The 25,813-nt window shown below is 67.7% G+C and carries 25 protein-coding genes; 7 read left to right on the top strand and 18 right to left on the bottom strand.

Annotation, left to right across the window (positions count from 1 at the left end; all coding sequences use genetic code 11):
• Positions 1-65: 65 nt before the first annotated feature.
• The 3 genes from BM345_RS00930 to BM345_RS00920 form a co-directional block, all read right to left on the bottom strand.
• Positions 66-965, bottom strand: coding sequence for a carbohydrate ABC transporter permease (locus tag BM345_RS00930; RefSeq protein ID WP_093375242.1), 900 nt, complete (start codon positions 963-965; stop codon positions 66-68).
• Positions 966-1,053: 88 nt separating this feature from the next.
• Positions 1,054-2,385 carry an ABC transporter substrate-binding protein gene (locus BM345_RS00925; RefSeq protein WP_093374591.1) on the bottom strand — a complete coding sequence of 444 codons (1,332 nt, stop codon included), beginning with the start codon at positions 2,383-2,385 and terminating at the stop codon, positions 1,054-1,056.
• A gap of 52 nt (positions 2,386-2,437) precedes the next feature.
• On the bottom strand, positions 2,438-3,517 hold the full coding sequence (locus BM345_RS00920) for an ABC transporter ATP-binding protein (RefSeq protein ID WP_093374589.1): 1,080 nt from the start codon (positions 3,515-3,517) through the stop codon (positions 2,438-2,440).
• 171 nt (positions 3,518-3,688) lie between these two features.
• Between BM345_RS00920 and BM345_RS00915 the strand changes: the two genes are divergently transcribed.
• The 4 genes from BM345_RS00915 (at position 3,689) to BM345_RS00900 (ending at position 7,958) form a co-directional block, all read left to right on the top strand.
• Positions 3,689-4,483: a FadR/GntR family transcriptional regulator gene (locus BM345_RS00915; protein ID WP_254789411.1), complete on the top strand. Its 795-nt coding sequence runs from the start codon at positions 3,689-3,691 to the stop codon at positions 4,481-4,483.
• Positions 4,480-5,496 carry a D-erythronate dehydrogenase gene (gene denD / locus BM345_RS00910; protein ID WP_093374587.1) on the top strand — a complete coding sequence of 339 codons (1,017 nt, stop codon included), beginning with the start codon at positions 4,480-4,482 and terminating at the stop codon, positions 5,494-5,496. Before BM345_RS00915 ends, denD begins: the two co-directional genes overlap by 4 nt.
• Positions 5,497-5,498: 2 nt before the next feature.
• The gene (locus tag BM345_RS00905) at positions 5,499-7,343 is read left to right on the top strand and encodes an IlvD/Edd family dehydratase (protein ID WP_093374585.1); all 1,845 of its coding nucleotides are present in this window, start codon (positions 5,499-5,501) and stop codon (positions 7,341-7,343) included.
• A 66-nt stretch (positions 7,344-7,409) separates the two neighbouring features.
• The gene (locus BM345_RS00900) at positions 7,410-7,958 is read left to right on the top strand and encodes a thermonuclease family protein (RefSeq protein WP_093374583.1); all 549 of its coding nucleotides are present in this window, start codon (positions 7,410-7,412) and stop codon (positions 7,956-7,958) included.
• Here the strand turns inward: BM345_RS00900 and BM345_RS00895 are convergent.
• Both BM345_RS00895 and BM345_RS00890 read right to left on the bottom strand, forming a co-directional pair.
• Positions 7,952-8,230, bottom strand: coding sequence for a hypothetical protein (locus BM345_RS00895; protein ID WP_093374581.1), 279 nt, complete (start codon positions 8,228-8,230; stop codon positions 7,952-7,954). The genes BM345_RS00900 and BM345_RS00895 overlap by 7 nt on opposite strands.
• Before the next feature lie 243 nt (positions 8,231-8,473).
• Positions 8,474-9,787 carry a hemolysin family protein gene (locus tag BM345_RS00890; RefSeq protein WP_093374579.1) on the bottom strand — a complete coding sequence of 438 codons (1,314 nt, stop codon included), beginning with the start codon at positions 9,785-9,787 and terminating at the stop codon, positions 8,474-8,476.
• Between the two features lie 25 nt (positions 9,788-9,812).
• On the opposite strand from BM345_RS00890, the gene BM345_RS00885 reads away from it, so the two are divergent.
• The gene (locus BM345_RS00885; protein WP_093374577.1) at positions 9,813-10,655 is read left to right on the top strand and encodes a symmetrical bis(5'-nucleosyl)-tetraphosphatase; all 843 of its coding nucleotides are present in this window, start codon (positions 9,813-9,815) and stop codon (positions 10,653-10,655) included.
• Positions 10,656-10,720: 65 nt separating this feature from the next.
• On the opposite strand, the gene BM345_RS00880 is transcribed toward BM345_RS00885, so the two are convergent.
• The 5 genes from BM345_RS00880 to guaD form a co-directional block, all read right to left on the bottom strand.
• On the bottom strand, positions 10,721-12,205 hold the full coding sequence (locus tag BM345_RS00880) for a DEAD/DEAH box helicase (protein ID WP_093374575.1): 1,485 nt from the start codon (positions 12,203-12,205) through the stop codon (positions 10,721-10,723).
• 92 nt (positions 12,206-12,297) lie between these two features.
• Positions 12,298-13,179: a KPN_02809 family neutral zinc metallopeptidase gene (locus BM345_RS00875; RefSeq protein WP_093374573.1), complete on the bottom strand. Its 882-nt coding sequence runs from the start codon at positions 13,177-13,179 to the stop codon at positions 12,298-12,300.
• A gap of 95 nt (positions 13,180-13,274) precedes the next feature.
• Positions 13,275-14,150 carry an alpha/beta hydrolase gene (locus tag BM345_RS00870; protein WP_093374571.1) on the bottom strand — a complete coding sequence of 292 codons (876 nt, stop codon included), beginning with the start codon at positions 14,148-14,150 and terminating at the stop codon, positions 13,275-13,277.
• A gap of 16 nt (positions 14,151-14,166) precedes the next feature.
• Positions 14,167-14,733 (bottom strand): dCTP deaminase, encoded by a 567-nt coding sequence (dcd, locus tag BM345_RS00865; RefSeq protein ID WP_093374569.1) that lies wholly within the window; start codon positions 14,731-14,733, stop codon positions 14,167-14,169.
• Positions 14,734-14,795: 62 nt separating this feature from the next.
• Positions 14,796-16,088, bottom strand: a complete 1,293-nt coding sequence (gene guaD / locus BM345_RS00860) for a guanine deaminase (RefSeq protein WP_093375238.1) — start codon at positions 16,086-16,088, stop codon at positions 14,796-14,798.
• A gap of 97 nt (positions 16,089-16,185) precedes the next feature.
• Between guaD and BM345_RS00855 the strand changes: the two genes are divergently transcribed.
• Positions 16,186-17,349 (top strand): glycosyltransferase family 4 protein, encoded by a 1,164-nt coding sequence (locus tag BM345_RS00855; RefSeq protein ID WP_093374567.1) that lies wholly within the window; start codon positions 16,186-16,188, stop codon positions 17,347-17,349.
• Between the two features lie 61 nt (positions 17,350-17,410).
• Here the strand turns inward: BM345_RS00855 and BM345_RS00850 are convergent, their stop codons facing one another.
• A complete protein-coding gene (locus tag BM345_RS00850) occupies positions 17,411-18,508 on the bottom strand; it encodes a BMP family ABC transporter substrate-binding protein (protein ID WP_093374565.1) in 1,098 nt (365 codons plus the stop codon).
• A 130-nt stretch (positions 18,509-18,638) separates the two neighbouring features.
• On the opposite strand from BM345_RS00850, the gene BM345_RS00845 reads away from it, so the two are divergent.
• A complete protein-coding gene (locus tag BM345_RS00845) occupies positions 18,639-19,715 on the top strand; it encodes an STING domain-containing protein (protein WP_093374563.1) in 1,077 nt (358 codons plus the stop codon).
• A 15-nt stretch (positions 19,716-19,730) separates the two neighbouring features.
• On the opposite strand, the gene BM345_RS00840 is transcribed toward BM345_RS00845, so the two are convergent.
• From BM345_RS00840 to BM345_RS00810, 7 genes are all read right to left on the bottom strand, one after another.
• Positions 19,731-20,186, bottom strand: coding sequence for a hypothetical protein (locus BM345_RS00840; RefSeq protein ID WP_093374561.1), 456 nt, complete (start codon positions 20,184-20,186; stop codon positions 19,731-19,733).
• A gap of 122 nt (positions 20,187-20,308) precedes the next feature.
• Positions 20,309-21,355: an adenosine deaminase gene (locus BM345_RS00835; RefSeq protein WP_093374559.1), complete on the bottom strand. Its 1,047-nt coding sequence runs from the start codon at positions 21,353-21,355 to the stop codon at positions 20,309-20,311.
• On the bottom strand, positions 21,355-22,356 hold the full coding sequence (locus tag BM345_RS00830) for an aromatic ring-hydroxylating dioxygenase subunit alpha (protein ID WP_093374557.1): 1,002 nt from the start codon (positions 22,354-22,356) through the stop codon (positions 21,355-21,357). Before BM345_RS00830 ends, BM345_RS00835 begins: the two co-directional genes overlap by 1 nt.
• A gap of 31 nt (positions 22,357-22,387) precedes the next feature.
• Positions 22,388-22,873: a hypothetical protein gene (locus BM345_RS00825; protein ID WP_139237440.1), complete on the bottom strand. Its 486-nt coding sequence runs from the start codon at positions 22,871-22,873 to the stop codon at positions 22,388-22,390.
• Between the two features lie 87 nt (positions 22,874-22,960).
• Positions 22,961-23,275: a hypothetical protein gene (locus BM345_RS30370; RefSeq protein ID WP_217653943.1), complete on the bottom strand. Its 315-nt coding sequence runs from the start codon at positions 23,273-23,275 to the stop codon at positions 22,961-22,963.
• 392 nt (positions 23,276-23,667) lie between these two features.
• Positions 23,668-24,840 (bottom strand): BMP family ABC transporter substrate-binding protein, encoded by a 1,173-nt coding sequence (locus tag BM345_RS00815; RefSeq protein WP_093374553.1) that lies wholly within the window; start codon positions 24,838-24,840, stop codon positions 23,668-23,670.
• 52 nt (positions 24,841-24,892) lie between these two features.
• Positions 24,893-25,813, bottom strand: a complete 921-nt coding sequence (locus tag BM345_RS00810) for an ABC transporter permease (RefSeq protein WP_093374551.1) — start codon at positions 25,811-25,813, stop codon at positions 24,893-24,895.

The following is a 25,813-nucleotide window of genomic DNA, read 5'->3' as shown; positions in this document are numbered from 1 at the left end:
GCCCTGCGAGTCGTCGCGGCTGGTGCGGGAGGTAGCGGCGGCCTGGCTGTCGTCGTTGCTGCTCATCACTTGTCCCCGCCTTGCTGCCAGGCCCGGCGCTGCAGGCCGAAGTAGCTGAACATGATCGCCGCGAGCAGGAAGGGCACCATCATCGTGGCGATGGCCGCGCCCTCGGCCAGCGCGCCGCCCGGGATCGCGCGCTGGAAGGCCAGCGTGGCCATCAGGTGCGTGGCGTTGAGCGGGCCGCCGCGCGTGAGCACGTAGATCAGCTGGAAGTCGGTGAAGGTGAACAGCACCGAGAAGGTCATCACCACCGCGATGATCGGCGAGAGCAGCGGCAGCGTGATGTGCCGGAACTGCTGCCAGGGCGTCGCGCCGTCGATGGCCGAGGCCTCGTAATAGCTCGGCGAGATGGTCTGCAGCCCCGCCAGCAGCGAGATCGCCACGAAGGGAATGCCCCGCCAGGTGTTCGCGGCAATGGTCGAGAGCCGGGCGTTCCAGGGGTTGCCCAGGAAGTCGATGTAGTGGTCGATGAGCCCCAAGCGGGTCAGCGCCCAGCTGATGATCGAGAACTGCGCATCGAAGATCCACCAGAAGGCGATGGCCGACAGCGCCGTCGGCACGATCCAGGGCAGCAGCACCACCGCGCGGAAGAAGCTCTGGAAAGGCAGGCGCTTGTTGAGCATGAGCGCCAGCCACAGCCCCAGCACGAACTTGAGCACGCTGGCCACCGCCGTGTAGAAGAGCGTGTTGAACAGGGCGAGCAGCGTCACGCTGTCGCCCACCAGGAACTCGAAGTTCTCCAGCCCGACCCACTGGCCGGCGCGGCCCACCTTGGCGTCGGTGAAGCCCAGCCAGACGCCCAGCCCCAGTGGATAGGTCAGGAACAGCAGCAGGAGCACGGCCGCCGGCAGCATGAAGCTCCAGCCCAGCGCATTGCGGCTGTTCTGCCAGCGCTGCAGCAGGCCGGGGCGCGGCCGCACGTCCACCGCGCGCATGCCGGCCCGGACGGTGCCCGCTGCGGAGAGCTTCGGATCGGCGGCCATGCGGTGCTCAGACCTTGTAGTAGCGCTCGGCGCGTTTCTGGGCGCGCTCCATCGCTTCCTGCGGCGACTTGGAACCGCTGATGGCCTCGGCCACCATGTTGGCGACGATGAAGTCGGCGCCGGCGCCGGCCGAGGCATAGCCCAGCCTGCCGTCGTAGCCGGTGGGGCGCATGTTCTTCACCGCGTCGCGGTAGGCCGTGTTCTTCGGGTCCGAGGTCCAGATCGAGCAGCTCTCGTAGGCTGCCAGCGGCTGCGCGATGTAGCCGGACGCGCCGATCAGCCAGTTGTCGAATTGTTCGCGCTCCATCATGAAGCGCAGGAATTCCTTGGCCGCGTTCGGGTACTTGGTGTACTTCATCACCATCTGGTTGAAGAACAGGTGCGACTCGGTCGGCACGCCCACCGGGCCGACCGGGAAATTGGCGTGGTAGATGTCCTCGGCCATGGCCTTCACCTTCGGGTCCGGCGAGTTCTTCGCGGCCACGTAGATGGAGATGCCGTTGTTGGTCACCGAGATCTGGCCGTCCAGGAAGGCCTTGTTGTTGTTCGGGTCCAGCCACGACAGCGTGCCCGGCACGAAGTTGGGATACAGCTCCTTGCCGTACTCCAGCGCCTTGAGCGTCTCGGGGCTGTTGATGACCACCTTGTTGCTCTTGTCCACCAGCTTGCCGCCGTGCGACCACATCAGCCAGTTGGTCCACAGGCTGTCGCCGGTGGCATTGCCCAGCGCGTAGCCGCCGGGCGTTCCCTTCTCCTTCAATGCCTTGTGCAGCGCCAGGAAGCCGGCCGTGTCCTTGGGGAATTCCTTGAAGCCGGCCGCTTCCATCTGGCTCTTGCGGTAGACGATCATCGAGCCGGCCGCGCCCAGGCCCAGGCCGAGCCAGCGCTTGCCGTCGGGGCGCAGGTACTGCTGCACCGCCGGGTACCAGCCGCCGTACTTCTTGCCCAGGTACTCGGCCAGGTCGGTCACGTCGAGCAGCTTGTCCGGGTACAGGTTGGCGTCGTCGTTGGTCGACAGGATGATGTCCGGGCCGGCGCCGGTGTTGGCCGCCACCGCCGCCTTGGGCCGCACGTCTTCCCAGCCCTCGTTGTCCACCCGCACTTCCACGCCGGTCGCGTCCATGAACTTCTTGACGTTGACCATGTAGGCGTCGATGTCTCCCTGCACGAACCGGCTCCAACGCAGCACGCGCAGCTTGGCGCCCTTCTCGGGCTTGAAGGCCAGCGTGGATTGGCCGTGCGCCGCGGTGGTGAAGAGCGTGGTGCCCACCCCCAGCGATGCGGCAGCGGCCACGCCGGCCGAGCCTTCGAGAAACTTACGGCGATTGAACTCGTTCATTCGTGTGTCTCCAGGGTTTGTTGATTTCGGGAACGACGGAACAAAAAGGGCATCAGGATCGCAGCACCGCGCCGGTGCCCGCGTCGAAGAGATGCGCACGCTGCAGGTCGGGGCGCAGGTGGATCACGCTGCCCGGCGTGAAGTCATGGCGCTCGCGGAACACGGCCGACAGCTCGGTGCCCTCGTGGCGGCAGGCCACGAAGGTGTCCATGCCGGTGGGTTCCAGCACGGCCACCTTGGCCGCGATGCCGCCCGCGTTGTCGCCCACCAGGACCAGGTGCTCGGGCCGCGTGCCGTAGACGACCTGCTGGCCATCGCTGCCGCCGGCATTGACCGGCGCATCGAGCTGCGTGCCGTCCGCCAGTTCGACCCGCGCGCCGCTGCCGTTGCGGCGCAGCGTGCCGGGCAGGAAGTTCATCGCGGGCGAGCCGATGAAGCCGGCCACGAACTGGTTGGCCGGGTGGTCGTAGAGCTCCAGCGGGCTGCCGGTCTGCTCGATGCGGCCGTCGCGCATGACCACGATCTTGTCGCCCATGGTCATGGCCTCGATCTGGTCGTGCGTGACGTAGATCGAGGTGGTCTTCAGCCGCTGATGCAGTTCCTTGATCTCGCTGCGCATGGCCACGCGCAGCTTGGCGTCCAGGTTGGACAGCGGCTCGTCGAACAGGAACACCTGCGGGTCGCGCACGATGGCCCGGCCCATGGCCACGCGCTGCCGTTGCCCGCCCGAGAGCTGGCGCGGATAGCGCTCCAGCAGCGGCGTCAGCGCCAGGATCTCGGCCGCGCGCTTCACCTTGGAATCGATGGTGGCCTTGTCGACCTTGGCCAGCGCCAGCGCGAAAGCCATGTTGTCGCGCACCGTCATGTGCGGGTACAGCGCGTAGTTCTGGAACACCATAGCGATGTCCCGCTCCTTGGGCGGCAGGTCGTTGACCTTGCGATCGCCGATGAGGATCTCGCCGCCGTTGATCTCCTCCAGCCCCGCGATCATGCGCAGCAGGGTGGACTTGCCGCAGCCCGAGGGGCCCACCAGGACGGTGAACGAGCCGTCGCGGATGTCGATATCCACGCCATGCAATATCGCGACTTCACCGAAGCGCTTCTTGACCGAGCTGATCGTGACACTTGCCATGCAACGCAATCCCAGGGTTCGAGGACGATGACGGAACGCTCCTGATTGACCGGCAAGGCCCACTCTCTCGCATTCGCAGCGGCGCAGTATCGACACTGCATCCGGCGCTCGCCATCAGGGCAAACCAATACGTGGCAACCCTGAGAGAATTTGTATGATGACCAGATAACCGTGCTGAACGCGTCCAAATCCCCTTCCGCCCCTGCCCGGCCGGCCGAGCCCCTGCGCCAGCCCGCCGATCGCCTGTCCGACCGGCTGGCGCTGCGCCTGGGCGCGCTCATCGAGTCGGGCAAGCTGGCGCCGGGCGACCGCCTGCCCACCGAGCAGCAGCTGGCCGCCACGCACGGGGTGTCCCGCACCGTGGTTCGCGAGGCGGTGCACCAGCTCAAGTCGCGTGCCCTGGTGGCCTCGCGCCAGGGCTCGGGCGTGTACGTGGTGCCGCGGCCCCATCACCAGCCGCTGGTCTTCGACCCCAGCGTGCTCGAATCGGTCGACGCCGTGGTCCACGTGGTGGAAGTGCGCCGCGTGCTGGAAGGCGAGATCGCCGCCCTGGCCGCCGAGCGGGCCACCCGGGCCCAGGTGGCCACGCTGCGCCGGGCCCTCAAGGGCATCGATGCGGCCGTGAGCTCGGGCGGCGACGGCGTGGCCGAGGACCTGGCCTTCCACCACGCCATCGGCGAAGCCACCGGCAACCCCCAGTTCAAGCAGCTGCTGGGCTTCCTGGAGCAGTACCTGCGCGAGGCCATGCGCATCACCCGCGGCAACGAGGCCCGGCGGCAGGATTTCATGGAGGAAGTGCAGCGCGAGCACCACGCCATCGTGGAGGCCATCGCCGCGCGCGACCCGGTGGCGGCGCGCCAGCATGCGCTGCGCCACATCGCCCGCGGGCGGCAGCGCCTGGCTGAAGGCGGCGTGCTGCCCCTGTCGGGAAAGACAACGAACAAGACACCCAAGGAGAGAAGATGAAACTGATGATCACCGGAGGCGGCGGCTTCCTGGGTGCGCGGCTGGCGCGCACCCTGTTGGAGCGCGGCGAGCTGGCCGGCCGCAAGATCGAGCGCATGGTGCTGACCGACATCGCGCCGCCGCCCGCCGACCTGGCGGCCGATGCGCGCGTGGAGGCCCGCACCGGCCCCCTGCTGAGCCAGACCGACGCACTCAAGACGGAAGCCTTCGACGGCGTGTTCCACCTGGCCTCGGCCGTCTCGGGCGAATGCGAGGCCGACTTCCAGCTGGGCATGACGTCCAACCTGGACAGCACGCGCGCTCTGCTGGACGCGCTGCGCACCCGAACCGAGGCCGGTGGCAGCCCGACGCGACTGGTGTTCTCCAGCTCGGTCGCCGTGTTCGGCCCGGACCCGGCGGTGCCCTTCCCCGGCATCGTGGCAGACGACACCCTGCCCACGCCGCAGACCTCCTACGGCACGCAGAAGCTGATCTGCGAGCACCTCATCGCCGACTACACCCGCAAGGGCTTCGTCGACGGCCGCGCCGCGCGCCTGATGACCGTGACGGTGCGCCCGGGCCGGCCCAACGGCGCAGCCTCCTCCTTCTTCAGCGGCATCATCCGCGAGCCGCTGGCCGGCGTGGAGGCCATCTGTCCGGTGTCGCCCGAGGTGTCGCATCCCATGTCCTCGCCCAGCCACACGGTGGACGGGCTCATCGCCGTCTTCGAAGCCAGCCGGGAAGCCTTCTGCGGCCGCACCGCGCTGAACCTGCCCGGCCTGAACGTGCGCGTGGCCGACATGCTGGACGCGCTGGAGGAAGTGGCCGGCCCGGCCGTGCGCGCCCGCGTGCGCTTCGAACGCGACGAGCGCATCGCCGGCATCGTGGCCAACTGGCCCACGGGCTCCACAGCCGCGCGGGCCGCGCGCCTGGGCCTGCAGCCGCACAAGAATTTCGCCGAGATCATCCGCCAGTACATCGACGATTGCCGAAAAGCACCCAACGCAGAACAAACCTTGAAGGGACTCGCCTGAACATGCCCACGCCTGAAAACCAAGCCGCGCCGAAGAAGGCACGCAAGAAGCACAACGCCATCAACAAGAAGCTCAGGCTGCGCTCGCAAGCCTGGTTCGACAACCCGTCCAACGCCGACATGACGGCGCTCTACATCGAGCGCACCATGAACTTCGGCCTGGGCCTGGAAGAGCTGCAGTCGGGCCGCCCGATCATCGGCATTGCGCAGACCGGCTCGGACATCGCGCCCTGCAACCGCCACCACCTGGTGCTGGCCGAGCGCGTGCGCGAGGGCATCCGCGACGCCGGCGGCATCGCCTTCGAGTTCCCCATCCACCCGATCCAGGAAACCTGCAAGCGCCCCACGGCCTCGCTGGACCGCAACCTGCAGTACCTCTCGCTGGTCGAGATCCTGTACGGCTACCCGCTCGACGGCGTGGTCCTCACCACCGGCTGTGACAAGACCACGCCAGCGCAGATCATGGCCGCCGCCACGGTCGACATCCCGGCCATTGCGCTCAACAGCGGCCCCATGCTCAACGGCTGGCATGAAGGCCAGCGCACCGGCTCGGGCACCATCGTCTGGCGTGCGCGCGAGATGATGGCCGCGGGCGAGATCGGCTACGAGGGCTTCCTCAAGCTGGTGGCCTCGTCGGCTCCGTCCACCGGCCACTGCAACACCATGGGCACGGCGTCGACGATGAACTCGCTGGCCGAGGCGCTGGGTCTCACGCTGCCCGGTAGCGCGGCCATTCCGGCCCCCTACCGCGACCGCCAGGAAATGGCCTACATGACCGGCAAGCGCATCGTCGAGATGGTGCGTGAGGACCTCAAGCCCTCGCAGATCCTCACGCGCGAGGCCTTCGAGAACGCGATCATCGTGAACTCGGCCATCGGCGGCTCCACCAATGCGCCCATCCACCTGAACGCCATTGCCCGCCACATAGGCGTGAAACTGGACAACGACGACTGGGAGAAGCTGGGCTACAAGGTACCGCTGCTGGTCAACCTCCAGCCTGCCGGCGAATACCTGGGCGAGGACTACTACCGCGCGGGCGGCCTGCCCGCCGTGGTGGCCGAGCTCATCGCCAAGGACAAGATCAAGCCGGCGCTCACCGCCAACGGCAAGACGCTCATCGAGAACTGCGAGGGCCAGTTCTCCAGCGACCGCAAGGTCATCTGGCCCTACGCCAAGCCGATGAAGAAGGACGCGGGCTTCCTCAACTTCAAGGGCAACCTGTTCGACTCGGCGATCATGAAGACCAGCGTGATCACGCCCGAATTCAAGCAGCGCTACCTGGAGAACCCGGCCGACCCGATGGCCTTCGAAGGGCGCGCCGTGGTGTTCGACGGCCCCGAGGACTACCACGCGCGCATCGACGATCCCAAGCTGAAGATCGACGCGAACTGCGTGCTCTTCATGCGCGGCGTCGGCCCGATCGGCTACCCCGGCGCGGCCGAGGTGGTGAACATGCGTCCGCCGGCCTACCTGATCAAGAAGGGCATCATGGCCCTGCCCTGCATCGGCGACGGGCGGCAGTCGGGCACCTCGGGCTCGCCTTCCATCCTCAACGCTTCGCCGGAAGCGGCCACGGGCGGCGGCCTCGCGCTGATCAAGACCGGCGACCGGGTGCGCATCGACCTGAAGAAGCGCACGGCGAACATGCTGGTGGATGACGCGGAACTGGCCAAGCGACGCGCCAGGCTGGAGGCCGATGGCGGCTACCCCTACCCGGCCAGCCAGACGCCGTGGCAGGAGATCCAGCGCAGCGTGGTGGGCGAACTCAACGAGGGCATGGTGCTCAAGCCGGCGGTGAAGTACCAGCGCATCAACGAGACCATGGGCCTGCCGCGCGACAACCACTGAGGCTTCGCGCAGAAAAAACGAAGGGCGTCCGCGGGCGCCCTTTTTTCATCGTGCAAGATCGGCGCAATGCCCGTTCTCGCCACCACGACCCTTCTTTGCTTCGTCATCGCCGTCTCCGACGGCGACACCCTCAAGGCCCGCTGCCCCGATCCGCTCACCGGCCGGGACAGCACCGAGGTCGTCCGCCTCGCCGGCATCGATGCGCCGGAGCACGGGCAGCCCTACGGCGGGCGCGCGAAGAAGTCCTTGAGCGAGATGGCCTTGCGCAAGCCGGTGCGGCTGGTGTGCCGCGAAAAGAAGGACCGCTACGGCCGCTCGCTCTGCAACGCCTGGGTCACGCCGGCGTCCTGCACGGGGCCCTCCTGCGAGTTCACGCTGGACGCCGGACTGGCGATGCTGACGAGCGGCCTGGCCTGGTGGCCGCCGCAGTTCGCGCGGGAGCAGGCGCCGCAGCAGAGGGGTCAGTACGAGTTTGCGCAGTTCGAGGCCAAGGCCAAGGGCGCCGGCCTGTGGCGCGAAGGCGGCAAGGCGGTGCCGCCCTGGGAATGGCGGCGCGAGCACCCCAGCACCTGGCCGCACGCGCAGCCGTCCGAGGGGCCGTCGACCGCTCAGTGATGCAGGCCGCCGCGGCCGCTGTCGGCGAAGCCGGGGCGCGGATCGATGAAGCCGGTCACCACCGGCACCGAGCCGTCGTCCGTGCGCAGATCGGCGCGGCGCTGCAGCGCGGCGATGCCGGCCATCATGGCCGCCGAGTAGCTGGGCAGCGGACCTTCGGCGTAGTCGACCGCCTGGGGATGGTGGTCCGGCGTTTCCTCCTTGAGCAGCATCCAGTAGTAGTGGCCTGGAATGGGCTCATCCACCATCAGTTCAATGTTGTCCTGGCTCACGGTGCATTTCCTTTCGCTGACACGGGCTCCCTTGACCGCAAAGACGATCCGATCGCACCAGCTTTGAAACAAGCGGGACATGGAGGCGGGCAGTGCGATCGAATGGCTCATGGGCACATTGGATGGCCAGCGCGCGCTGGGCGGAAGCGAGCTATTTCACGAAGCCGGGTGCTTCGTTAACGTTCAGAAACAAATTGTGAGAAATGCACGGCGAGGCGGCTGCGCCAGGCAGCGCCAAGGCCGTCAATGCACCTGCGGCGAGGCCGGATCAGCGGGGTGCGCCAGCACCCGGGAGATGCGACGGCCGTCGAGCTCCAGCACCTCGAAGCTCCAGCCGGCGCAGTCGATGCGGTCGCCCACGGAGGGCAATTCGCCCGACACGGCCAACAGCAGGCCGGCCACGGTGTTGTAGCGGCCCCTGCCCTCGTCCGGCAGGCTGCGGATGGCCAGGCGTGCGCGCAGCTCGGAAACGGGCATCAGCCCGTCAAGCTCCCAGGCGCCATCGGCGCGCAAGGTGGCCCAGGCATCGGCCTGCAGGCCGGGCTGCAGTTCGCCGGTGATCGCCTCCAGCAGGTCGCGGGGCGTCATCAGGCCCTGCACCACGCCGTACTCGTCCACCACGAAGACCAGCCGGCCGGCGCGGGCGCGGAACTGCTCCAGCAATTCCATGCCGGTGAGCGTCTCGGGCACGAAGGCAGCCGGCAGGGCGACGGTCTCGATGGGGCCCGCATGGTCGCGGCCCAGTTGCAGCAGGCGCGCCACGCTGATCACGCCGACCACGTCGTCGAGCGAGCCGCGGCACACCGGATACCAGGAGTGCACCAGGTCCAGCGCGGCCGACTTGGCGACCTCGTCCAGCGCCTGCACGACGGTGAGGGAGGCATCCATCCACTCGATGTCGGCGCGCGGGATCATCAGCGAGCTCAGGCGCCGGTCGTCCAGGTGGAACACGTTGCGCACCATCTGGTGCTCGTGCTGCTCGATCACGCCGGCGTCCACGCCCTCCTCCAAACTGGCGGAGATCTCTTCCTCGGTGACGGCGCGGGCGGCGTTGGCGTCGATGCGCATCAGCTTGAGCAGCGCCGAGGTGGCGCCGGCCAGCAGCAGCACGAAGGGCCGCGCGATCCGCGCGAGCCAGGTCATGGGCCGCGAGACCCAGCGGGCCACCGGCTCCGGGTACAGCTGGCCGATGCGCTTGGGCACCAGTTCGCCCACCAGGATGGTGAAGAAGGTGATGCAGACCACCACGAATGCGGTCGACAGGATGCTGGCCGCGCCCGGCCCCAGGCCGTGGCCTTCCAGCACGACCGCCAGCGGGCCGGCAAAGGCCGCCTCGCCCACGATGCCGCTGAGCATGCCGATGGAGGTGATGCCGATCTGCACGGTGGACAGGAAGCGGGTCGGGTCCTCCATCAGCGCCAGCGCCGCCCGGGCACCGGCGTCCCCGGTTTCGGCCAAGGCAGTGAGGCGCGCGCGGCGCGCAGTGGCCAGGGCCATTTCGGACATTGCGAACAACGCGTTGCACGTCGTCAGCAAGGCCAGCAAGAACACATCCATCGAAGAGGCAAGGGAGAATGGGGGAATGGCACTTTACTTGATCGGTGATGTCCAGGGCTGCGCAGTCCCCTTCGAGCGCCTGCTGGACAAGATCGACTTCTCCCCGAGCCGCGACCACCTGGTGCTCCTGGGCGACCTGGTCAACCGCGGCCCCGAATCGCTGCAGGTGCTGCGCCGCATGCGCGCCCTGGGCAGCTCCGCACAGAGCCTGCTGGGCAACCACGACCTGCACCTGCTGGGTGTGGCCCACGGCGAGCGCAAGGCAAGCCGCAAGGACACGCTGGCGCCCATCCTGGATTCGCCCGAGCGCGATTCGATGCTGGACTGGCTGCGCCACCAGAACGCCGCGCTGCACCGCCGCGTGGCCGACCGCGACCTGCTGATGGTGCATGCGGGCGTCATGCCGCAGTGGACCGTCCAGGAGACGATGGACTGCGCGGCCGAGCTGGAATGGGTGCTGCGCGGCCCGCACTTCGGCGATTTCCTGCAGGTGATGTACGGCAACGAGCCGGCGCGCTGGCACGAGCAGTTGCACGGCGACGCGCGCTTGCGCGTCATCGTCAATGCGCTGACCCGCATGCGCTTCTGCGCCGCCGACGGCACCATGGAATTCGAGACCAAGGACGGCGCGGGCGACCCGCCCGCGGGCTTCATGCGATGGTTCGACGTGCCCGGCCGCAGGACGGCCGAGGCCACCATCGCCTTTGGGCACTGGTCCACGCTGGGCTATGTGTCCAGGCCGGACCTGATTTCCACCGACACGGGCTGCGTGTGGGGCGGCAAGCTGAGCGCGGTGCGCATCGGCGCCACGCTGGACGAGCGCGAGCTCATCCAGGTGAAGTGCTCGCAGGCTCAGAAACCGGGCTGAAACCGCGCCAGGGACGGCGGCGGGACTGAAGCCGCGCCAGCGGCACCGGCCAAACCCGCCGGAACTCAGGAAGCGGTGGTTTCCGGCGCGGCCCTGAACAGTGCCGCGACCTTGCGCTTGGACTTGATGTTGGCCGACACGCCGCGCGCGGGCGTGCTCTTCACCGCGGCTTCCCAGGCGGGTGCAACGTCACTGCTGCCGGATTCATAGGGCTTGTCGAAGAACGGGTCGCGCGGCGCGGCCGCCGGGCGATGCGGACGCTGGCCGGCACGGCCGCTGGACGAGCGCGGCTCGCGCTGTTCGCGCTGTTCGCGCGGCTGGTCGAGCACGTCGCGCGAGTCACCCGCCTCGCCTTCCTCGCGCCAATGGCGGCGGCCGTCGTTGATGCGGCCACGCGGGCGGTCTTCCTCGAACTCGACCGGCTCCAGCTCGATCTTCTTCTTGATCAGCTTCTCGATGTCGGCCACCAGGCGCACGTCGTTGCCACCGCTGGCGAAGGTCACGGCCAGGCCCGAGGCACCGGCACGGCCGGTGCGGCCGATGCGGTGCACGTAGTCCTCGGCGTTGAAGGGCACGTCGAAATTGAACACCGCGGGCACGTCCTTGATGTCCAGGCCGCGCGCCGCCACGTCGGTGCACACCAGCAGGTCGACTTCGCCGGCCTTGAAGGCGTTGAGCGCCTTCAGGCGCTCGTCCTGGCTCTTGTCGCCGTGCAGGGCGTTGGTCTTCAGGCCCTCGCGCTCGAGCGAGCGCGCGAGTCGGGCACAGCCCAGCTTGCTGTTGACGAAGACGAAGGCCTGCGTAATGCCGCGCTGGCGAACGATCTGCTTGAGGGCGCGGCGCTTGTCGTCCTCGGCCACGCTGAAGAAGTGCTGCTCGACGGTGGAGGCCGTCTCGTTGGGCCGGGCCACCTCGATGGTGACCGGGTTCTGCAGGTAGCTGCCGGCCAGGCGCTTGATCTCGGGGGAGAAGGTGGCCGAGAACAGCAGCGTGGTGCGCTGCTTGGGCAGGTAGGACAGGATGCGCTGCAGGTCGGGCAGGAAGCCGATGTCCAGCATGCGGTCGGCCTCGTCGAGCACCACGTACTCGACCTGGTTGAGCACCGCGTTCTTGGCCTCGATGTGGTCCAGCAGGCGGCCAGGGGTGGCGACCAGGACTTCGACGCCCTTCTTCAGCTCCAGCGTCTGCGGCTTCATGTCCATGCCGCCGAAGACCACGGTGCTGCGCAGCTTGGTGTACTTGGCGTACAGCTCGACCTGCTGGGCCACCTGCACCGCCAGCTCGCGCGTGGGCAGCAGCACCAGCGCGCGCACGGGATGGCGCGCCGGCGAGGTGGAAGCGTTCTCGTGCTTGAGCATGCGCTCCAGGAGCGGCAGCGAGAAGGCGGCCGTCTTGCCGGTGCCGGTCTGGGCTGCGCCCATCACGTCCTGCCCGGTCAACACCACGGGAATGGCCTGCGCCTGGATCGGCGTCATGTTCTCATAGCCCATTTCGGCCACGGCGCGCTTCAGAGGTTCCGCCAGCGCGAGATCGGAATAAAGAGTACTCATTGAGCCCTCTATTGTCGCACTGCCGCATAAAGCATGTGTGACAAGGGCTCATGCCCCTTTCTTGCTATGGTTTTCGTAGCAAAGTGCCTGGATCAGAGCGATTTGGCGGAAAACGTATCGCAATCCTGCACCTGGCCGCTCTTGTAGCCCGACTGGAACCAGCGCTGGCGCTGCGCGCTGGTGCCGTGGGTGAAGCTGTCGGGCACCACTGCGCGGCCGGCCGAGCGCTGCAAGGCGTCGTCGCCGATCTTCTGGGCCGCGTTCATGGCCGCCTCGATGTCGCCCGGCTCCAGCCACTGCTTGGACTGCTGCGAATGGTGGGCCCAGATGCCAGCGAAGCAGTCGGCCTGCAGTTCCACCCGCACGCTGAGGGCATTGTTCTGGGCCTGGCTCATGCGTCCACGCATCTGGTCCACCTTGCCGGTGATGCCCAGCTCGTCCTGCACATGGTGGCCCACCTCGTGGGCGATCACGTAGGCGCGGGCGAACTCGCCGGGCGCCCCCAGCTGCTTGCTCAGGGTGTCGAAGAAGCCCAGGTCGATGTAGACCTTCTTGTCGCCCGGGCAATAGAAGGGACCCATGGCCGATTCGCCGGCGCCGCAGGCGGTCTGCTGGTAGCCGCGGAACAGCACCAGGCGCGTGGGCGTGTAGCTGCCTCCGGCCTGCTGGAAAACCTGCGACCACACCTGCTCGGTGTTGCGCAGCACCACGCCGACGAACTCGGCCTCGCGGTCGTTGGCAGGCGGCTTGGGCGCAGGCCCCTGCTGCTGCACCTGGGCGGTGGGATCTCCGCCGCCGCTGAGCAGGCCCAGCACCGTGAGCGGGTTGATGCCGAAGACCCAGCCGGCGACCAGGGCGACCGCGATGGTGCCGATGCCGATGCCGCGCCCCCCGATCGGGAAGCCGCCACCACCGCCACCGCTGCCGCGGCGGTCTTCCACGTTGTCAGACTGCTCGTTGCCTTCCCATCTCATCGTCTTCTCCTGCTTCCCCTCGGGTGGGGGAAGGAGGCCGATGGTACTGCCGCCCCGGCGCCGCGCGTGTCGGACGGGGGCCGGTCTGGCACACCTCAGGGGGTGGGAGACGCCTGCGGCCGCCGAACGCCCTGGAACACGTAGCGCAGGGCGTCGGCCGCGGTGGATTCCCACACCGCCCACTCGTGCCGGCCGTTCACGATGCGCAGCTCGGCCGGCTGGCGGTTACGGCGCAGCAGCTCGTACAGCGCCACGGCGTGCGCCTCGATGAAGAACTCGTCGTCATCGCCCGAGTTGATGTACATGGGCACCTTGATGCCCTTGCGCAGGAAGGCATCCCACAGCGAGGGGTAGTTGTAGGACTTCCACACTTCCGGGCTGAAGCTGCCGTCGCCCCCCTGCAGCGTGAACACACGGGCGGTGCGCGCGGACGAGTTCTCGGGCGGCTCGGGGGTGTAGACAGCCGGGCTCAGCAGCGCCGCCGCTTGGAATTTCTCCGGGTACTTGAGCACGAAGCGCAGCGCGCCGTAGGCCCCCATCGACAACCCGCCCACCACCCGCGCGTCGCGGGTGTTCAGGACGCGGTAGTTCTTCTCGATGACCGGGATCAGCTCCAGGAAGAAGGCGCTTTCCATCGGCTCCTTCAGGTCCACGTACCAGCTGGTTCCGGCATCGGGCATGACGATGATGGCCGGTGGGATCTCGCCCGATTCGATCAGCGCGTCGGCCGTGCGCCGGATGCGCCCTCGCGTGCTCCACTCGTTTCGGTCGGCGCCGTTGCCGTGCAGCAGGTACAGCACCGGGTAGCGCAGCAGCCCGTTCGGGTCGTAGCCGGTGGGCAGGTAGACGTTGAAGGCCCAGGTTCGGCCCAGCAGCGCGCTCTTGAACTCGGCGCCCTCGAGGGTCCCGGCCTGCGCCCATGCCGCGGCGCTGGCCAGGAGGGCCAGCAGCCAGGTCCGCAGCCAAAGCATGCGACCCTCTTCTTTGTCAGGTCTTGGGCAGGGTGACGCCGCGCTGGCCCTGGTACTTGCCGCCGCGGTCCTTGTAGCTGGTCTCGCAGACCTCGTCGCTCTCGAAGAACAGCACCTGCGCGCAGCCTTCGCCGGCGTAGATCTTGGCGGGCAGCGGCGTGGTGTTGCTGAACTCCAGCGTCACGTAGCCTTCCCACTCGGGCTCGAAGGGCGTCACGTTGACGATGATGCCGCAGCGGGCATAGGTGCTCTTGCCCAGGCAGATGGTCAGCACGTTGCGCGGGATGCGGAAGTACTCGACCGTGCGCGCGAGCGCGAAGCTGTTGGGCGGGATGATGCAGTAGTCGCCATGCATGTCCACGAAGCTCTTCTCGTCGAAGTTCTTCGGGTCGACCACCGTGCTGTGGATGTTGGTGAAGACCTTGAATTCGGGCGCGCAGCGGATGTCGTAGCCGTAGCTCGAGGTGCCGTAGCTGATGATCTTGTGGCCGTTGGCCTCGCGGATCTGGCCCGGTTCGAAGGGCTCGATCATGCCGTTCTTCTCGGCCATGCGGCGGATCCACTTGTCGCTCTTGATGCTCATGTTGGGCGTCCTAGTCAGGGCCGCAATTCTAGGGGGAGCCCGACGGCGCCCCGGCCGGCCGCTCAGCTGTCCAGCGCCTGCCCGATGACCGTGCGCTCGATCAGGCGGTCGTCACCCAGCACGATCATGGCGAAAAGCAGTTCCTCCAGGCTGTTGGCGAGCTTCGTCTTGCGCGCCAGCAGCGGCGTGGCGGCCGGGTTCAGCACCAGGAAGTCCGCCTCGCAGCCCGGCTGCAGGTTGCCCGCCACGCCCGCCAGGCCCAGGGCCCGGGCGGCGCCGCCGGTGTGGTGCCACCACAGCTGCGAGGGCGGGATGCTCAGGCCCGGCTTGGTCTGGCCCTCGCGGCCCGCGTAGTAGGCGGCCAGCATGGTGTCGAAGGGACTGAAGCTGGTGCCGCCGCCCACGTCGCTCGCCAGGCCATAGTGGTAGCCGATGCGGTCGGCGCCCTCGAAATCAAAGAAGCCGCTGCCCAGGAAAAGGTTGCTGGTGGGACTGACGGCGGTGACGGCGCCGGTCTCGCGCATCAGGCGGCGGTCGTCGTCGTCGAAGTGGATGCAGTGGGCATACACGGCCCGCTCGCGCATCAGCCCGAAGCCCAGGTACACGTCCAGGTAGGACCGCGCCTGGGGGAAGAGCTCGCGCGCCCATTTCACCTCGTCCTTGTTCTCCGAGACGTGGGAGTGGATCCAGGTGTCGCCGTAGGTCTTGGCCAGCTCGCCGGCGCCATGCAACTGGGCGTCGGTGCTGGTGGGCGCGAAGCGCGGGGTGATGGCGTAGCCCAGGCGGTCGACCTTGTGCCAGCGGCGGATCAGCGCCTCGGTGTCGACCAGGCTCTGCTCGGTCTGGTCGCGCACGCCGTCGGGCGAGTGGCGGTCCTGCAGCACCTTGCCGGTGATCATGCGCAGCTGGCGGCGCTGCGCGGCGTCGAAGAAGGCATCGACGGAGGCGGGATGCGAGGTCGCGAAGGTCAGCGCGGTGGTCACGCCGTTGCGCATCAGCTCGTCCAGGAAGAACTCGGCCACCGCACCGGCGTGCTGCGGGTCGGCGAAGCGGCTTTCTGCCGGAAAGGTGTAGTTCTCCAGCCAGGGCAGCAGGCCCGCCGCCGGCGCGCCGATGATGTCCGTCTGCGGATAGTGCACGTGCATGTCGATGAAGCCCGGCGCCAGGATGCGGCCCGGCAGGTGCTCCACGGGCACCTGGCCGAGCTGGTCCTTCAAGGCGGACCAGGCGCCCGCGGCCTGAACCACCTGGCGGCCGCGCGCGTCGGGGCCGGTGACCAGCAGGCCGTCCTCGTCGAACAGGGCCTCGCCGGTGGCGGGATCGAAACGCAAGAGGGAGGCGCGCAGGGCTTTCATCGTCATGGCGCCAAAGCGTAGTTCAATGACCACGCTTTGCAATGTCGCAGGACGTATAGCCCCCATACGGGCAAGCTGACAGGGATAATTTCATGCGATGAAAGTGCTGCTGATCGGCAACTACCCGCCGGACGACCAGAAGAGCATGCTGGCCTTCTCGGCCATGCTGGAACGCGAACTGCCCCGCCTGGGCTGCGAGGTGCAGGTCCTGAGCCCGCAGGCGCGCGCCAACCGGCTGCCCCTGCCGGCCCGGCTGCGCAAGTGGGCCGGCTACCTCGACAAGTTCGTCCTCTTCCTGCCCACGCTGATGCGCCACGCGCGCCGGGCCGACGTGGTGCATGTCTGCGACCATTCCAACGCCATGTACATGCCGCGCCTGGTGCGGCATGCCAACGTGCTGACCTGCCACGACGTGATCGCCATCCAGGCGGCGCGCGGCATCGTGACCGACTGGCAGGTGGGCTTCACCGGGCGCATCTTCCAGAAGCTGATCGCCGACGGCTTCGCCTACGCCGACCGGGTGGTGTGCAGCTCCGCCGCCACCGAGCGCGAGGTGCTGGCGCTGGGGCTGGCAGACGCGTCGAAGGTGCAGACCCTGCTGATCGGCCTGAACAACGAGTTCGGCCCCCTGCCCGATGCCGTGGTGCGCGAGCGCCTGGCCGCGCACGGCCTCGAGCCCGAGGACCGCTTCCTGCTGCACGTGGGCCACGAGCATGCGCGCAAGAACCGAATGGCGGTGCTGCGCACTTTCGCCGAGCTGCAGCGCGACCCGGCGACCTCGCCGGTGCAGAGCCTGGTGTTCGTCGGCTCGGCGCTCACGCAGGAAATGATCGCCCTGGTGGCCGACCATCCTGGCCTGGCCGCCAAGGTGCACGTGCTGCGCGACGTGTCGCACGACCACCTGCGGGCGCTGTACTGCGGCGCTTGCGCCCTGCTCTTCCCCTCGCTGCAGGAAGGCTTCGGCTGGCCCATCATCGAGGGGCAGGCCTGCGGCTGCCCGGTGTTCACCTCCAACCTGGCGCCCATGAACGAGATCGGCTCGGACGCCGCGGTCTACGTGGACCCGAAAGACCCGGTGGCCATCGCCCGGGCCATCCGCGACGCGGCGCCGCGCTTCGCCGAAATGCGCGCGGGCGGCCTCGCCAACGCGGCTCACTACTCGGCCGCCCACATGGCAGCTCGCTACGTCGAGCACTACCGCGAGGTCATTGCCGCGCACCAGGAAGCACCCAAAGGCGTAGGCGCCGCCAACCGCGGCTGATTCCGGCTCCGCAGGTGGCCTCCACTGCGCAACGGCTCAGCCGGCGCGCGACCGAGGCACCCTACTTGATCTTTCCCTGCACGCCTTCGGCCAGCCAGTTCATCTGCAGGATGTCGGCATCGGCCAGCGACTTGCCGGCGGCGATGCGCAACTTGCCCTCGTTGTCGCGCACGTCCGCGGCCATGGCCCGGAAGGGCTGCACCTTGCCATCGGCGATGTCCTTCTGGCGCGCCAGCACCTCGTCCCGCACGGCCTGCGGCACCTTGGGACCGAACTCGCCCACGCGGATCATCCCTTCCTTCACGCCGCCCCACAGGTTGCCGCTCTTCCAGGTGCCGTCGAGCACCGCGCGCGCGCGCTGGGTGTAGTAGTCGCCCCAGAGGTGCTGCACCGCGACGATCTGCGCGTCGGGCGCCACCTTGCGCATGTCGGAGTGGTAGCCGATGGCCATCTTGCCGCGCTCCTGCGCCGCCGCCATCACGGCGGTGGAGCCGGTGTGGAAGGCGATCACGTCCACGTCCTGGTTGAACAGGGTCATGGCGGCATCGCGCTCGGCCGGCGGGTTGAACCACTCGTTGAGCCACACCACCTTCACCTGCGCCTTCGGGTCCACCGAGCGCATGCCAAGCGTGAAGGCGTTGATGCCCTGCAGCACCTCGGGAATGGGGAAGCCCGCCACGTAGCCCGCCACGTGCGTCTTGCTCATGCGGCCGGCCGCCACGCCGGCCAGGTAGCGGCCCTCGTAGTAGCGGGCATTCGCGGTGGCCACGTTGGCCGCCTGCTTGTAGCCGGTGATCGACTCGAACTTCACGTCCGGGAAGTCGCGCGCCACCTTCAGCGTGGGCTCCATGTAGCCGAAGCTGGGCGTGAAGATGAGCTTGTTGCCCTGCTGCGCCAGGTCGCGGATCACCCGCTCGGCGTCAGGGCCCTCGGCCACGTTCTCGACGTAGGTGGTCTTGACCTTGTCGCCCAGCGCGGCCGCGACGGCCTTGCGGCCCTCGTCGTGCTGCTTCGTCCAGCCGGCGTCGGTGACGGGCGTGACGTACACGAAGCCGATCTTCAGCGGATCGGCCGCCTGCGCGGCGGGCAGGAAAAGGGTGGATGAAATACCAGTGGCTGCCAGCGCAAGCAAGGCGCGGCCCACGAGGTTTTTGTACATGGTGGTCCTCTACATGGCTCCGGAACGAAAAAGCTGCTGCGCCCGGAGCAAGGCGCAGCAGCCAAGGCGTGATTGTCTCATGCGGCCGTTGTAGATTCGCCGGCATCGCCACCATGCCGAACGGGCCACCATGAAATCCACCTACGACCAGGCGCAGGACACGCTGGAGATCGACCTGTCGGATGGCCGCGCAGTGGCCGAGCGCGAACGCCCCGACGAGCTCACCACCCTGGGCTATTCAGGCGATCGGGAGCTGCTGAACATCCGCCTGGCCCAGGCCAGGCGCCGCGGCCTGGTGCCGGTGCGCACCGAGCAGAAGGCCCCGGTCACGGTCGGCTGGCGGGCGATCCGCGCCTTCTACCAGGAGTACAGCTGGGTCACCCGCGGCCTGACCGTGCTGCTGGTGGCCGCGGCCCTGCTGAACATCCTCAAGGACGTGCCCTGCCCCTTCGGGGCGGCCTGCCTGCCGGCCGCCTGGGTGAACCCGCTGTCGGGCGACGGGATGATGACGCTGCTCACGCTGGCGGTGGCCTTCGGGGTGGGCGTGCACATCAAGCTGCGGCTGGAGCGCGGGCTGGTCGACGGCGCCGAGCACTACAGCATCGGCCGGGCTCTGGCCTACGGCTACTTCTCCAACTTCCTGCTGATCGCCCTGATGCAACTGCGCGCCGAAAGCATGGCCCGCGGCCTGCCCCGGGGCAGGATGCTCAAGCTCAAGGTGGTGTTTCCCGCCACGCCGGCCGACCTGGAGGCCTTCAGGAAGGAAGTGACCCAGAGCAATCACAAGATCGAGTCGCGCAGGATCACCGCGCCGCAGGGCTCGTCGAAGGTGCTGCAGCGCCAGATGCTGGTGATTTGCAGCGCCGCCGACGACGGCAGCGCCCTGCCCGACATGTTCATCGACTTCCCGACCACGCTCTACACCATGCAGGACTACTTCCAGACCTGGGACGTGTGGCTCAGCGACCGCGGCCGCGGCGCCCTGGGGCCGGAGGAGACAGAGCGCCTTTACCGCAACCAGATCGACCAGTTCTTCGACCACCTGGCCGACCTGTCGCATGACGAGTTCGGCCTGGCGGCAGCGCGCCGCGCGGGCTTCGACCAGGTCAGCGCGGACGAGCTCGCAAGCGTCTTCTCCGAGCACATGGAGCGGGTGGAAGGCTCGGTGCTGGTGCGCGAGCTGCAGGCGCGGCAGGCCAGCGGCTAGGACGACTCGCCGGCTTCAGGCGAGGTGCTCGCCGAACAGCGGCACCAGCTCGCGCAGGAATTCCTGTTCCTCTGCGTCGATGCTGCGCGGTTCGAGATCGAAGTGGATGAAGGTACCCGAGGGGCTGCCGTCGGCATTGCGCAGCACGTGCCCGTAATAGGACTCCACCAGGCTCGCGTAGGGCCGCGCCAGCCGGTGGTCGGCCGACGCATGCTCGGTCATGAACTCGCCGTGCTCGATGGCGAAGCGGCAGAAGCTGCTTTCCAGTGGCACGGCCGACAGCCAGGTGCGGTACTCGCTGGTGCGGTCGTAGGCGTGCACGGCGCGCATCTCGCCACCGTCCAGCTTGTACAGCGCGGTGAACCTGAAGCCGGTTCGGTCGTTGAGCATCGCCAGCGCCGCGCGCGGCCCGTGCTGGGCCAGGACGCTGCGGACGGCTTGAGCCTGCGCAGGCAGGTCGAGATCGAGCATGGGAGGCCCTTCCTTGCATCGAAATTTGGGGGATTCCACTCCCGAACGGGAATGGATTCGTCGGTTCATTCTAGAAAGCGCGAATGATCTTTTGATGAGACCCGCAATAGCCCCTCGGATGCTCAGGCAAATTGCGCGAAGGCCTGGTCCAACCGGTCCATGTAGACCTTTCGGGTCGAAGCATCGATGAAGCTGCCTTCGAAGCTGTTGGCCGCAAGTTGCCAGGCGTGCCTGGCGTCCAGGCCGGTGGCGGCGAAGGTCTGCAGCCAGTTTTCGTTCATGTAGCCGCCGAAGTAGGCCGGGTCGTCGGAGTTGATGGTGGCGACCAGGCCGGCGTCGAGCAGCGTGCGGATGTTGTGCTGCTTCAGGTCGGGGAAGACGCACAGCTTGAGGTTGGACAGCGGGCACACGGTCAGCGGCACGCGGTCCTTGGCCAGGCGCGCCATCAGGGCCGGGTCCTTGCTGCTCTGCACACCGTGGTCGATGCGCTCGACCTTCAGCACGTCCAGCGCGCTCCACACGTAGGCCGGCGGGCCTTCCTCGCCGGCGTGGGCCACCAGGTGCAGGCCCAGCTCCCGGCAGCGGGCGAACACGCGGGCGAACTTCTCCGGCGGATGGCCGACCTCGCTCGAGTCCAGGCCGACGCCGATGAACTTGTCGCGATAAGGCAGCGACTCTTCCAGCACGGCGAAGGCCTCTTCCTCGCTCAGGTGGCGAAGGAAGCACAGGATCAGCGCGGCGCTCACGCCCAACTGGTCCTTCGCGTCGACGCAGGCGCGGTGCAGGCCGTCGATGACGGTCTTCACCGGCACGCCGCGGGCGGTGTGCGTCTGCGGGTCGAAGAACATCTCGGTGTGCACCACGTTGTCGGTCGCGGCGCGCTCCAGGTAGGCCCAGGCCATGTCGTAGAAGTCCTGCTCCTGGAGCAAGACGCTGGCGCCGGCGTAGTAGATGTCCAGGAAGGTCTGCAGGTTGGTGAAGGCGTAGGCCTTGCGCAGCTCTTCGACGCTGGCGTAGGGAATGCTCACGCCGTTGCGCTGGGCCAGCGCGAAGATCAGCTCGGGCTCCAGCGAGCCCTCGATGTGCATGTGCAGCTCGGCCTTGGGAATGGCCTTGAGCAGTTCAGGAAGGCGCTCGGGCGCCACGTGGGGGATGTTGTTCGTGCTCATCAGCAGACTCCGACGGTGATGCCTAGACCCTTGAGGTATCGGCGATAGAAAGATGAAGCCTTGTCGGCCGCGGTGTGCAGTTCGGCCCGCAGGTCCAGCGGCAGCGTCTTGGGCTGCTGCGATTCCAGCACCGGCTTGTCCTGCAGGAAGATGGTGTCCTGGAAGGCCTGCAGCTCGGCCTCGTTGCGCTGCCAGTCGGCGGTGGCCAAGCGGAACCAGACGGTGCAGCGCTCGGCGTCGGTGGGACAGATGAAGAGCGCGATGGATTCGCGATAGCCCTCGGCGCCCACGCTCTGCGCTTCCGGGATCTTCACCAGCACGGCCGAATACGGCGCCGTCACCTCGTAGCTGTATTCGACATGCGCGGGCCGGGTCGAGTTGATGGTCGACTGCGGCTGCCAGGCCTTGCAGCCGGTGGCCAGGATGCCGGTGGGCGTGGCCTCGACCTGGTAGTCGTCGATTGCCGCCATCTCGCGCGCGCCCAGCCAGCCCTCGTGCACGAAGCCGAAGTGCGACATGTCCAGGAAATTCTCGACCAGCCGCGGCGCGCTCGCCTCGACCACGTAGGGGCCGCAGTTGAGCTTGCGCAGGCGCTCGTCGCCCTCGGCCTCGAAGGCTGGCAGCTCGCCGGCGTCCTCGCCGTCCAGGCGCGCCCAGACCAGGCCGTGCGCCTCCCGCGCGGCGAAGATGGGAGCCTTGTGCGTGGCCGGCGGCGTGAAGCCCGGCAGCGCCGGCACTTCCCTGCACTGCCCGGCCGCGTCGAAGCGCCAGCCGTGGTACGGGCACTCCAGGCGCGCGCCGCCCTCGCCTTGCGTGCAAGGCACGACGCGGCCCAGCGACAGCTGCGCCCCGCGGTGCGGACAGCGGTCCTGCCACGCATGTGCGCGGCCCTCGCCGTCGCGCCAGAGCACCACCGCCTCGCCCAGCAGGCGCACCGGCACGGGCGCCTCGGCCAGGTCGGCTGAAAGCGCCACCGGATGCCAAAGCGATTTTTCGATCATCGAATCTTCTTGCCTTCTTGAATTCGTGGCTTCAATAGAACTTCTCGAGCAGTGCTGTACTGCACGTGGGCTCGACGTCATAGTCGAAGTGCATGTAGAGATGTACCCGCGGCTTGCCGTGGTCCAGTTCGAGGAGATGCACACCCTCACTGCTGGTGCAGGTCACTGGAAAGGTTCCCTCCGCAGCGCCTTGAGTCGATGCCCTGTCGAATGCTATCGGGATTTGCTCGCCCGCCTTGAACAACCGCGCCGCGCCCGCGAAAGGCACTGCCTCGCCCGCCTTGAGCGGCGGCAGGGCAAAGGCCCAAACCTGTCGCCCGTTCAGTTCATCGGAAATCTTGGCTTGCGACTTGCGCCTTCCAGTCACTCGCAGGGACACGCAGCACTTCGCGGCAGGGCCTTGAGCCGCACCATCGGCAAATTGCGCGACGACCTGGTCGTTGCGACTCGCTCGCTCGGTCGTGAATAGCGTTCGAGTGCCATCGGGTCGAACTTCGATGAATCCCGCAGGCTGCATGGCGAAGCACATGCTGGCGGACAGGCACAACAGTCCTGGCAGAAGCAACTTATTAGGAGCCATCATCGGACCAATGCGGACGATCGCTCAGAAGCTTCCTGACGCCATAGGACGCCCGACGGCGTGAAGGTCGCTGTCCTTGCTGATCAACACCTCGGTGCCTGAGGCATTCCTGATCTTCTTGTTCCTGACGTTCGAGATCGTCATATCGATGGCGCTGCGTTCCGTATGCCGGGATATCAGCGCGGGCGGGAACACGATGCCATAGGCCGACGCCATCTCCCGGGCCGCAGCCCGACTCTTCTCGGATGATCCGTGATCCCATTGGATGTCGACGCCCGCAAGGGTCGGCACGCGTGCTGCGTCAATGGTGCCATTGGAGACGGCGGCAGCGTAATGCATCAGATAGGCGCGCTCCCTGGGACGATAGGTCGCGGAGATTCGAACCCGTCCGCGCCCCGCGGCTATCGCCGCAATGAAGGCTTCGACATTCCTTCTGAACACCGGGGTCAGATCGCGTGTAGACGTCCCGGTTGGAAACCTTGAAACCCATCGCCGACCGCTCAAGTTGCTCTGAGCAACCCCGCTCGGGGAAGGCGACGGCGCGGGCACACGCCCGGCCTGAGGACTGGTAGCCATTTTGATTTCTCCCTGAAGTCTTATGAGTGAAGCGAACTGCCGACACGAACCGAGCCGGCGTTCGCAAATTCATCATAGACCCCGGGGCGAAGCTTCAAAAGAACACGGGCCATGCCCCAAGAGGCATGGCCCGCACGTGTGCTACCTGCAGCGTCTTACTTCTTGTCGCCGCCCGGCACCTTGCCCTCGACGCCCTTCACGTAGAAGTTGACGCCCGAGAGGAACTTGTCGTCGGCCACGGCGCCGGCTGCCACCAGCTCCTTGCCGTCCTGGCCGACGATGGGGCCCTTCCAGATCGAGAAGCTGCCGTCCTTCAGGCCCTTCTTCACTTCCTCGACCTTGGTCTTGATCTCGGCCGGCACGTCCTCGGCGATGGACACGATGTCGATCGCGCCTTCCTTCACGCCCCACCAGGTCTGGCCGGTGGCCCACTTGCCGTCCAGCACGTCCTGGGTGGCCTTGATGTAGTACGGGGCCCAGTTGATGGTGGCCGAGGCCAGGTGGGCCTTGGGGCCGTAGGCGGTCATGTCCGAATCCCAGCCGAAGGCGCGCTTGCCCTTCTCCTGCGCCGTCTTCAGCACGGCGGGCGAGTCGGTGTTCTGGAACAGCACGTCGGCGCCGCCGTTGATGAGCGCCGTCGCAGCCTCGGTTTCCTTCGGCGGGCTGAACCATTCGTTGACCCACACCACCTTGGTCGTGACCTTCGGGTTGACCGACTGCGCACCCATGGTGAAGGAGTTGATGTTGCGCAGCACCTCGGGGATCGGCACCGAGCCGACCACGCCCAGCACGTTGGACTTGGTCATGCCGCCGGCGATCACGCCGGCCATGTACGCGCCTTCGTAGGTGCGGCTGTCGTAGGTGCGCATGTTCTCGGCCGTCTTGTAGCCGGTGGCATGCTCGAACTTAACTTCCTTGTTGTCGGCCGCGACCTTGAGCATCGGCTCCATGTAGCCGAAGGTGGTGCCGAAGATCAGCGTGTTGCCCTGGCCGACCATGTCGCGGAACACGCGTTCGGCGTCGGCCGCCTCGGGCACGCTCTCGACGAAGGTGGTCTTGATCTTGTCGCCGAATTCCTTCTCCAGCGCCTTGCGGCCGTTGTCGTGGGCGAAGGTCCATCCGCCGTCGCCAACCGGGCCGACATAGGCGAACGCGATGTTCAGCGGACCGGCGGCCGCCGGGGCAGGCGCGGCGGCGGTGGGGGCCGGCGCAGCGGGTGCAGCTGCCGGGGCGGGCGCTTCTTCCTTCTTGCCGCAGCCGATCAGGGCCGCCGCGGCCGCTGCCGAGGCGGCAGCCAGGAGCAGGGAACGCTTGTTCAGGTCAGTCATTGTCGAGATCCTCAAAGGACAGGTTGGCGAAACAATTTGCAAACAACGGCGATTATGAGCCTGGGTAGAAGGGTTTCCCGATGGACGCCGGCATGTTCACGCGGATGAACGCCGGGTTGCGCGAGATGATGGCCAGCACCACGATGGGCGCGATGTACTGCAGCATGCTCAGGAACTGCGAGGGCACGTCGACCCCCGTGCTCTGCAGGTGGAAGCCCAGCATCGAGACGCCGCCGAAGAGGTAGGCGCCCAGCAGCACCCGCACCGGCCGCCAGGTGGCGAAGGTGGTGAGCGCCAGCGCGATCCAGCCGCGGCCGGCCACCATGCCCTCCACCCACAGCGGCGTGTACACGGTCGACAGGTACGCACCCGCCAGCCCGCAAAGCGCGCCGCCCGCGATCACCGCCAGGAAGCGGATGCGCCGCACCGGATAGCCCAGCGCATGCGCCGACTCGGGCGACTCGCCCACCGAACGCAGCACCAGCCCCGCGCGCGTGCGGTAGAGGAACCAGATCAGGCCCACGGTCAGCAGCGCCGCGAAATACACCATCGGGTGATGGCGGAACAGCGCCGGGCCCACCAGCGGGATGTCCGCCAGCACGGGAATGGAAAACGGCGTGCTTTCCGGCAGCTTGGCCTGCACGAAGCGGATGCCGGCGAAGGCCGAGAAGCCCGCACCGAACAGGCTCAGCGCCAGCCCGGTGGCGTACTGGTTGGTGTTGAGCCAGATCACCAGCACGCCGAAGAAGGCCGCCAACAGTGCGCCCGCCGCCATCCCGGCCAGGAAGCCCAGCCAGGGGTTGTGCGTGGTGACCACCGTGGCGAAGCCGGCGATGGCCGCGCACAGCATCATCCCTTCGGCGCCCAGGTTGACGATGCCGGCCTTCTCGTTGATGAGCAGGCCCAGTGCGGCAATGGCCAGCACGGTGCCGGCCGACAGCGTGGAGCCGAGAAGAAGTGCGTAGCTTTCCAT

The sequence above is a fragment of the Variovorax sp. OV329 genome (assembly GCF_900114785.1).
In the GTDB taxonomy this organism is placed as follows: domain Bacteria; phylum Pseudomonadota; class Gammaproteobacteria; order Burkholderiales; family Burkholderiaceae_C; genus Variovorax.
The sequence above is the reverse complement of the archived record's forward strand: the minus strand, read 5'-3'. Positions and strand labels throughout refer to the sequence as shown.

What these genes read in the sequence shown, in the direction of transcription:
- BM345_RS30370 (WP_217653943.1), bottom strand. Translation starts at nt 23,275, where the DNA reads ATGCATTACGCTGCCGCCGTCTCCAATGGCACCATTGACGCAGCACGC.
- BM345_RS00850 (WP_093374565.1), bottom strand. Translation starts at nt 18,508, where the DNA reads ATGTACAAAAACCTCGTGGGCCGCGCCTTGCTTGCGCTGGCAGCCACT.
- denD (WP_093374587.1), top strand. Translation starts at nt 4,480, where the DNA reads ATGAAACTGATGATCACCGGAGGCGGCGGCTTCCTGGGTGCGCGGCTG.
- BM345_RS00905 (WP_093374585.1), top strand. Translation starts at nt 5,499, where the DNA reads ATGCCCACGCCTGAAAACCAAGCCGCGCCGAAGAAGGCACGCAAGAAG.
- BM345_RS00880 (WP_093374575.1), bottom strand. Translation starts at nt 12,205, where the DNA reads ATGAGTACTCTTTATTCCGATCTCGCGCTGGCGGAACCTCTGAAGCGC.
- BM345_RS00855 (WP_093374567.1), top strand. Translation starts at nt 16,186, where the DNA reads ATGAAAGTGCTGCTGATCGGCAACTACCCGCCGGACGACCAGAAGAGC.
- dcd (WP_093374569.1), bottom strand. Translation starts at nt 14,733, where the DNA reads ATGAGCATCAAGAGCGACAAGTGGATCCGCCGCATGGCCGAGAAGAAC.
- BM345_RS00845 (WP_093374563.1), top strand. Translation starts at nt 18,639, where the DNA reads ATGAAATCCACCTACGACCAGGCGCAGGACACGCTGGAGATCGACCTG.
- BM345_RS00925 (WP_093374591.1), bottom strand. Translation starts at nt 2,385, where the DNA reads ATGAACGAGTTCAATCGCCGTAAGTTTCTCGAAGGCTCGGCCGGCGTG.
- BM345_RS00835 (WP_093374559.1), bottom strand. Translation starts at nt 21,355, where the DNA reads ATGAGCACGAACAACATCCCCCACGTGGCGCCCGAGCGCCTTCCTGAA.
- BM345_RS00810 (WP_093374551.1), bottom strand. Translation starts at nt 25,813, where the DNA reads ATGGAAAGCTACGCACTTCTTCTCGGCTCCACGCTGTCGGCCGGCACC.
- BM345_RS00830 (WP_093374557.1), bottom strand. Translation starts at nt 22,356, where the DNA reads ATGATCGAAAAATCGCTTTGGCATCCGGTGGCGCTTTCAGCCGACCTG.
- BM345_RS00900 (WP_093374583.1), top strand. Translation starts at nt 7,410, where the DNA reads ATGCCCGTTCTCGCCACCACGACCCTTCTTTGCTTCGTCATCGCCGTC.
- BM345_RS00870 (WP_093374571.1), bottom strand. Translation starts at nt 14,150, where the DNA reads ATGCTTTGGCTGCGGACCTGGCTGCTGGCCCTCCTGGCCAGCGCCGCG.
- BM345_RS00920 (WP_093374589.1), bottom strand. Translation starts at nt 3,517, where the DNA reads ATGGCAAGTGTCACGATCAGCTCGGTCAAGAAGCGCTTCGGTGAAGTC.
- guaD (WP_093375238.1), bottom strand. Translation starts at nt 16,088, where the DNA reads ATGAAAGCCCTGCGCGCCTCCCTCTTGCGTTTCGATCCCGCCACCGGC.
- BM345_RS00885 (WP_093374577.1), top strand. Translation starts at nt 9,813, where the DNA reads ATGGCACTTTACTTGATCGGTGATGTCCAGGGCTGCGCAGTCCCCTTC.
- BM345_RS00815 (WP_093374553.1), bottom strand. Translation starts at nt 24,840, where the DNA reads ATGACTGACCTGAACAAGCGTTCCCTGCTCCTGGCTGCCGCCTCGGCA.
- BM345_RS00825 (WP_139237440.1), bottom strand. Translation starts at nt 22,873, where the DNA reads ATGCAGCCTGCGGGATTCATCGAAGTTCGACCCGATGGCACTCGAACG.
- BM345_RS00890 (WP_093374579.1), bottom strand. Translation starts at nt 9,787, where the DNA reads ATGGATGTGTTCTTGCTGGCCTTGCTGACGACGTGCAACGCGTTGTTC.
- BM345_RS00875 (WP_093374573.1), bottom strand. Translation starts at nt 13,179, where the DNA reads ATGAGATGGGAAGGCAACGAGCAGTCTGACAACGTGGAAGACCGCCGC.
- BM345_RS00840 (WP_093374561.1), bottom strand. Translation starts at nt 20,186, where the DNA reads ATGCTCGATCTCGACCTGCCTGCGCAGGCTCAAGCCGTCCGCAGCGTC.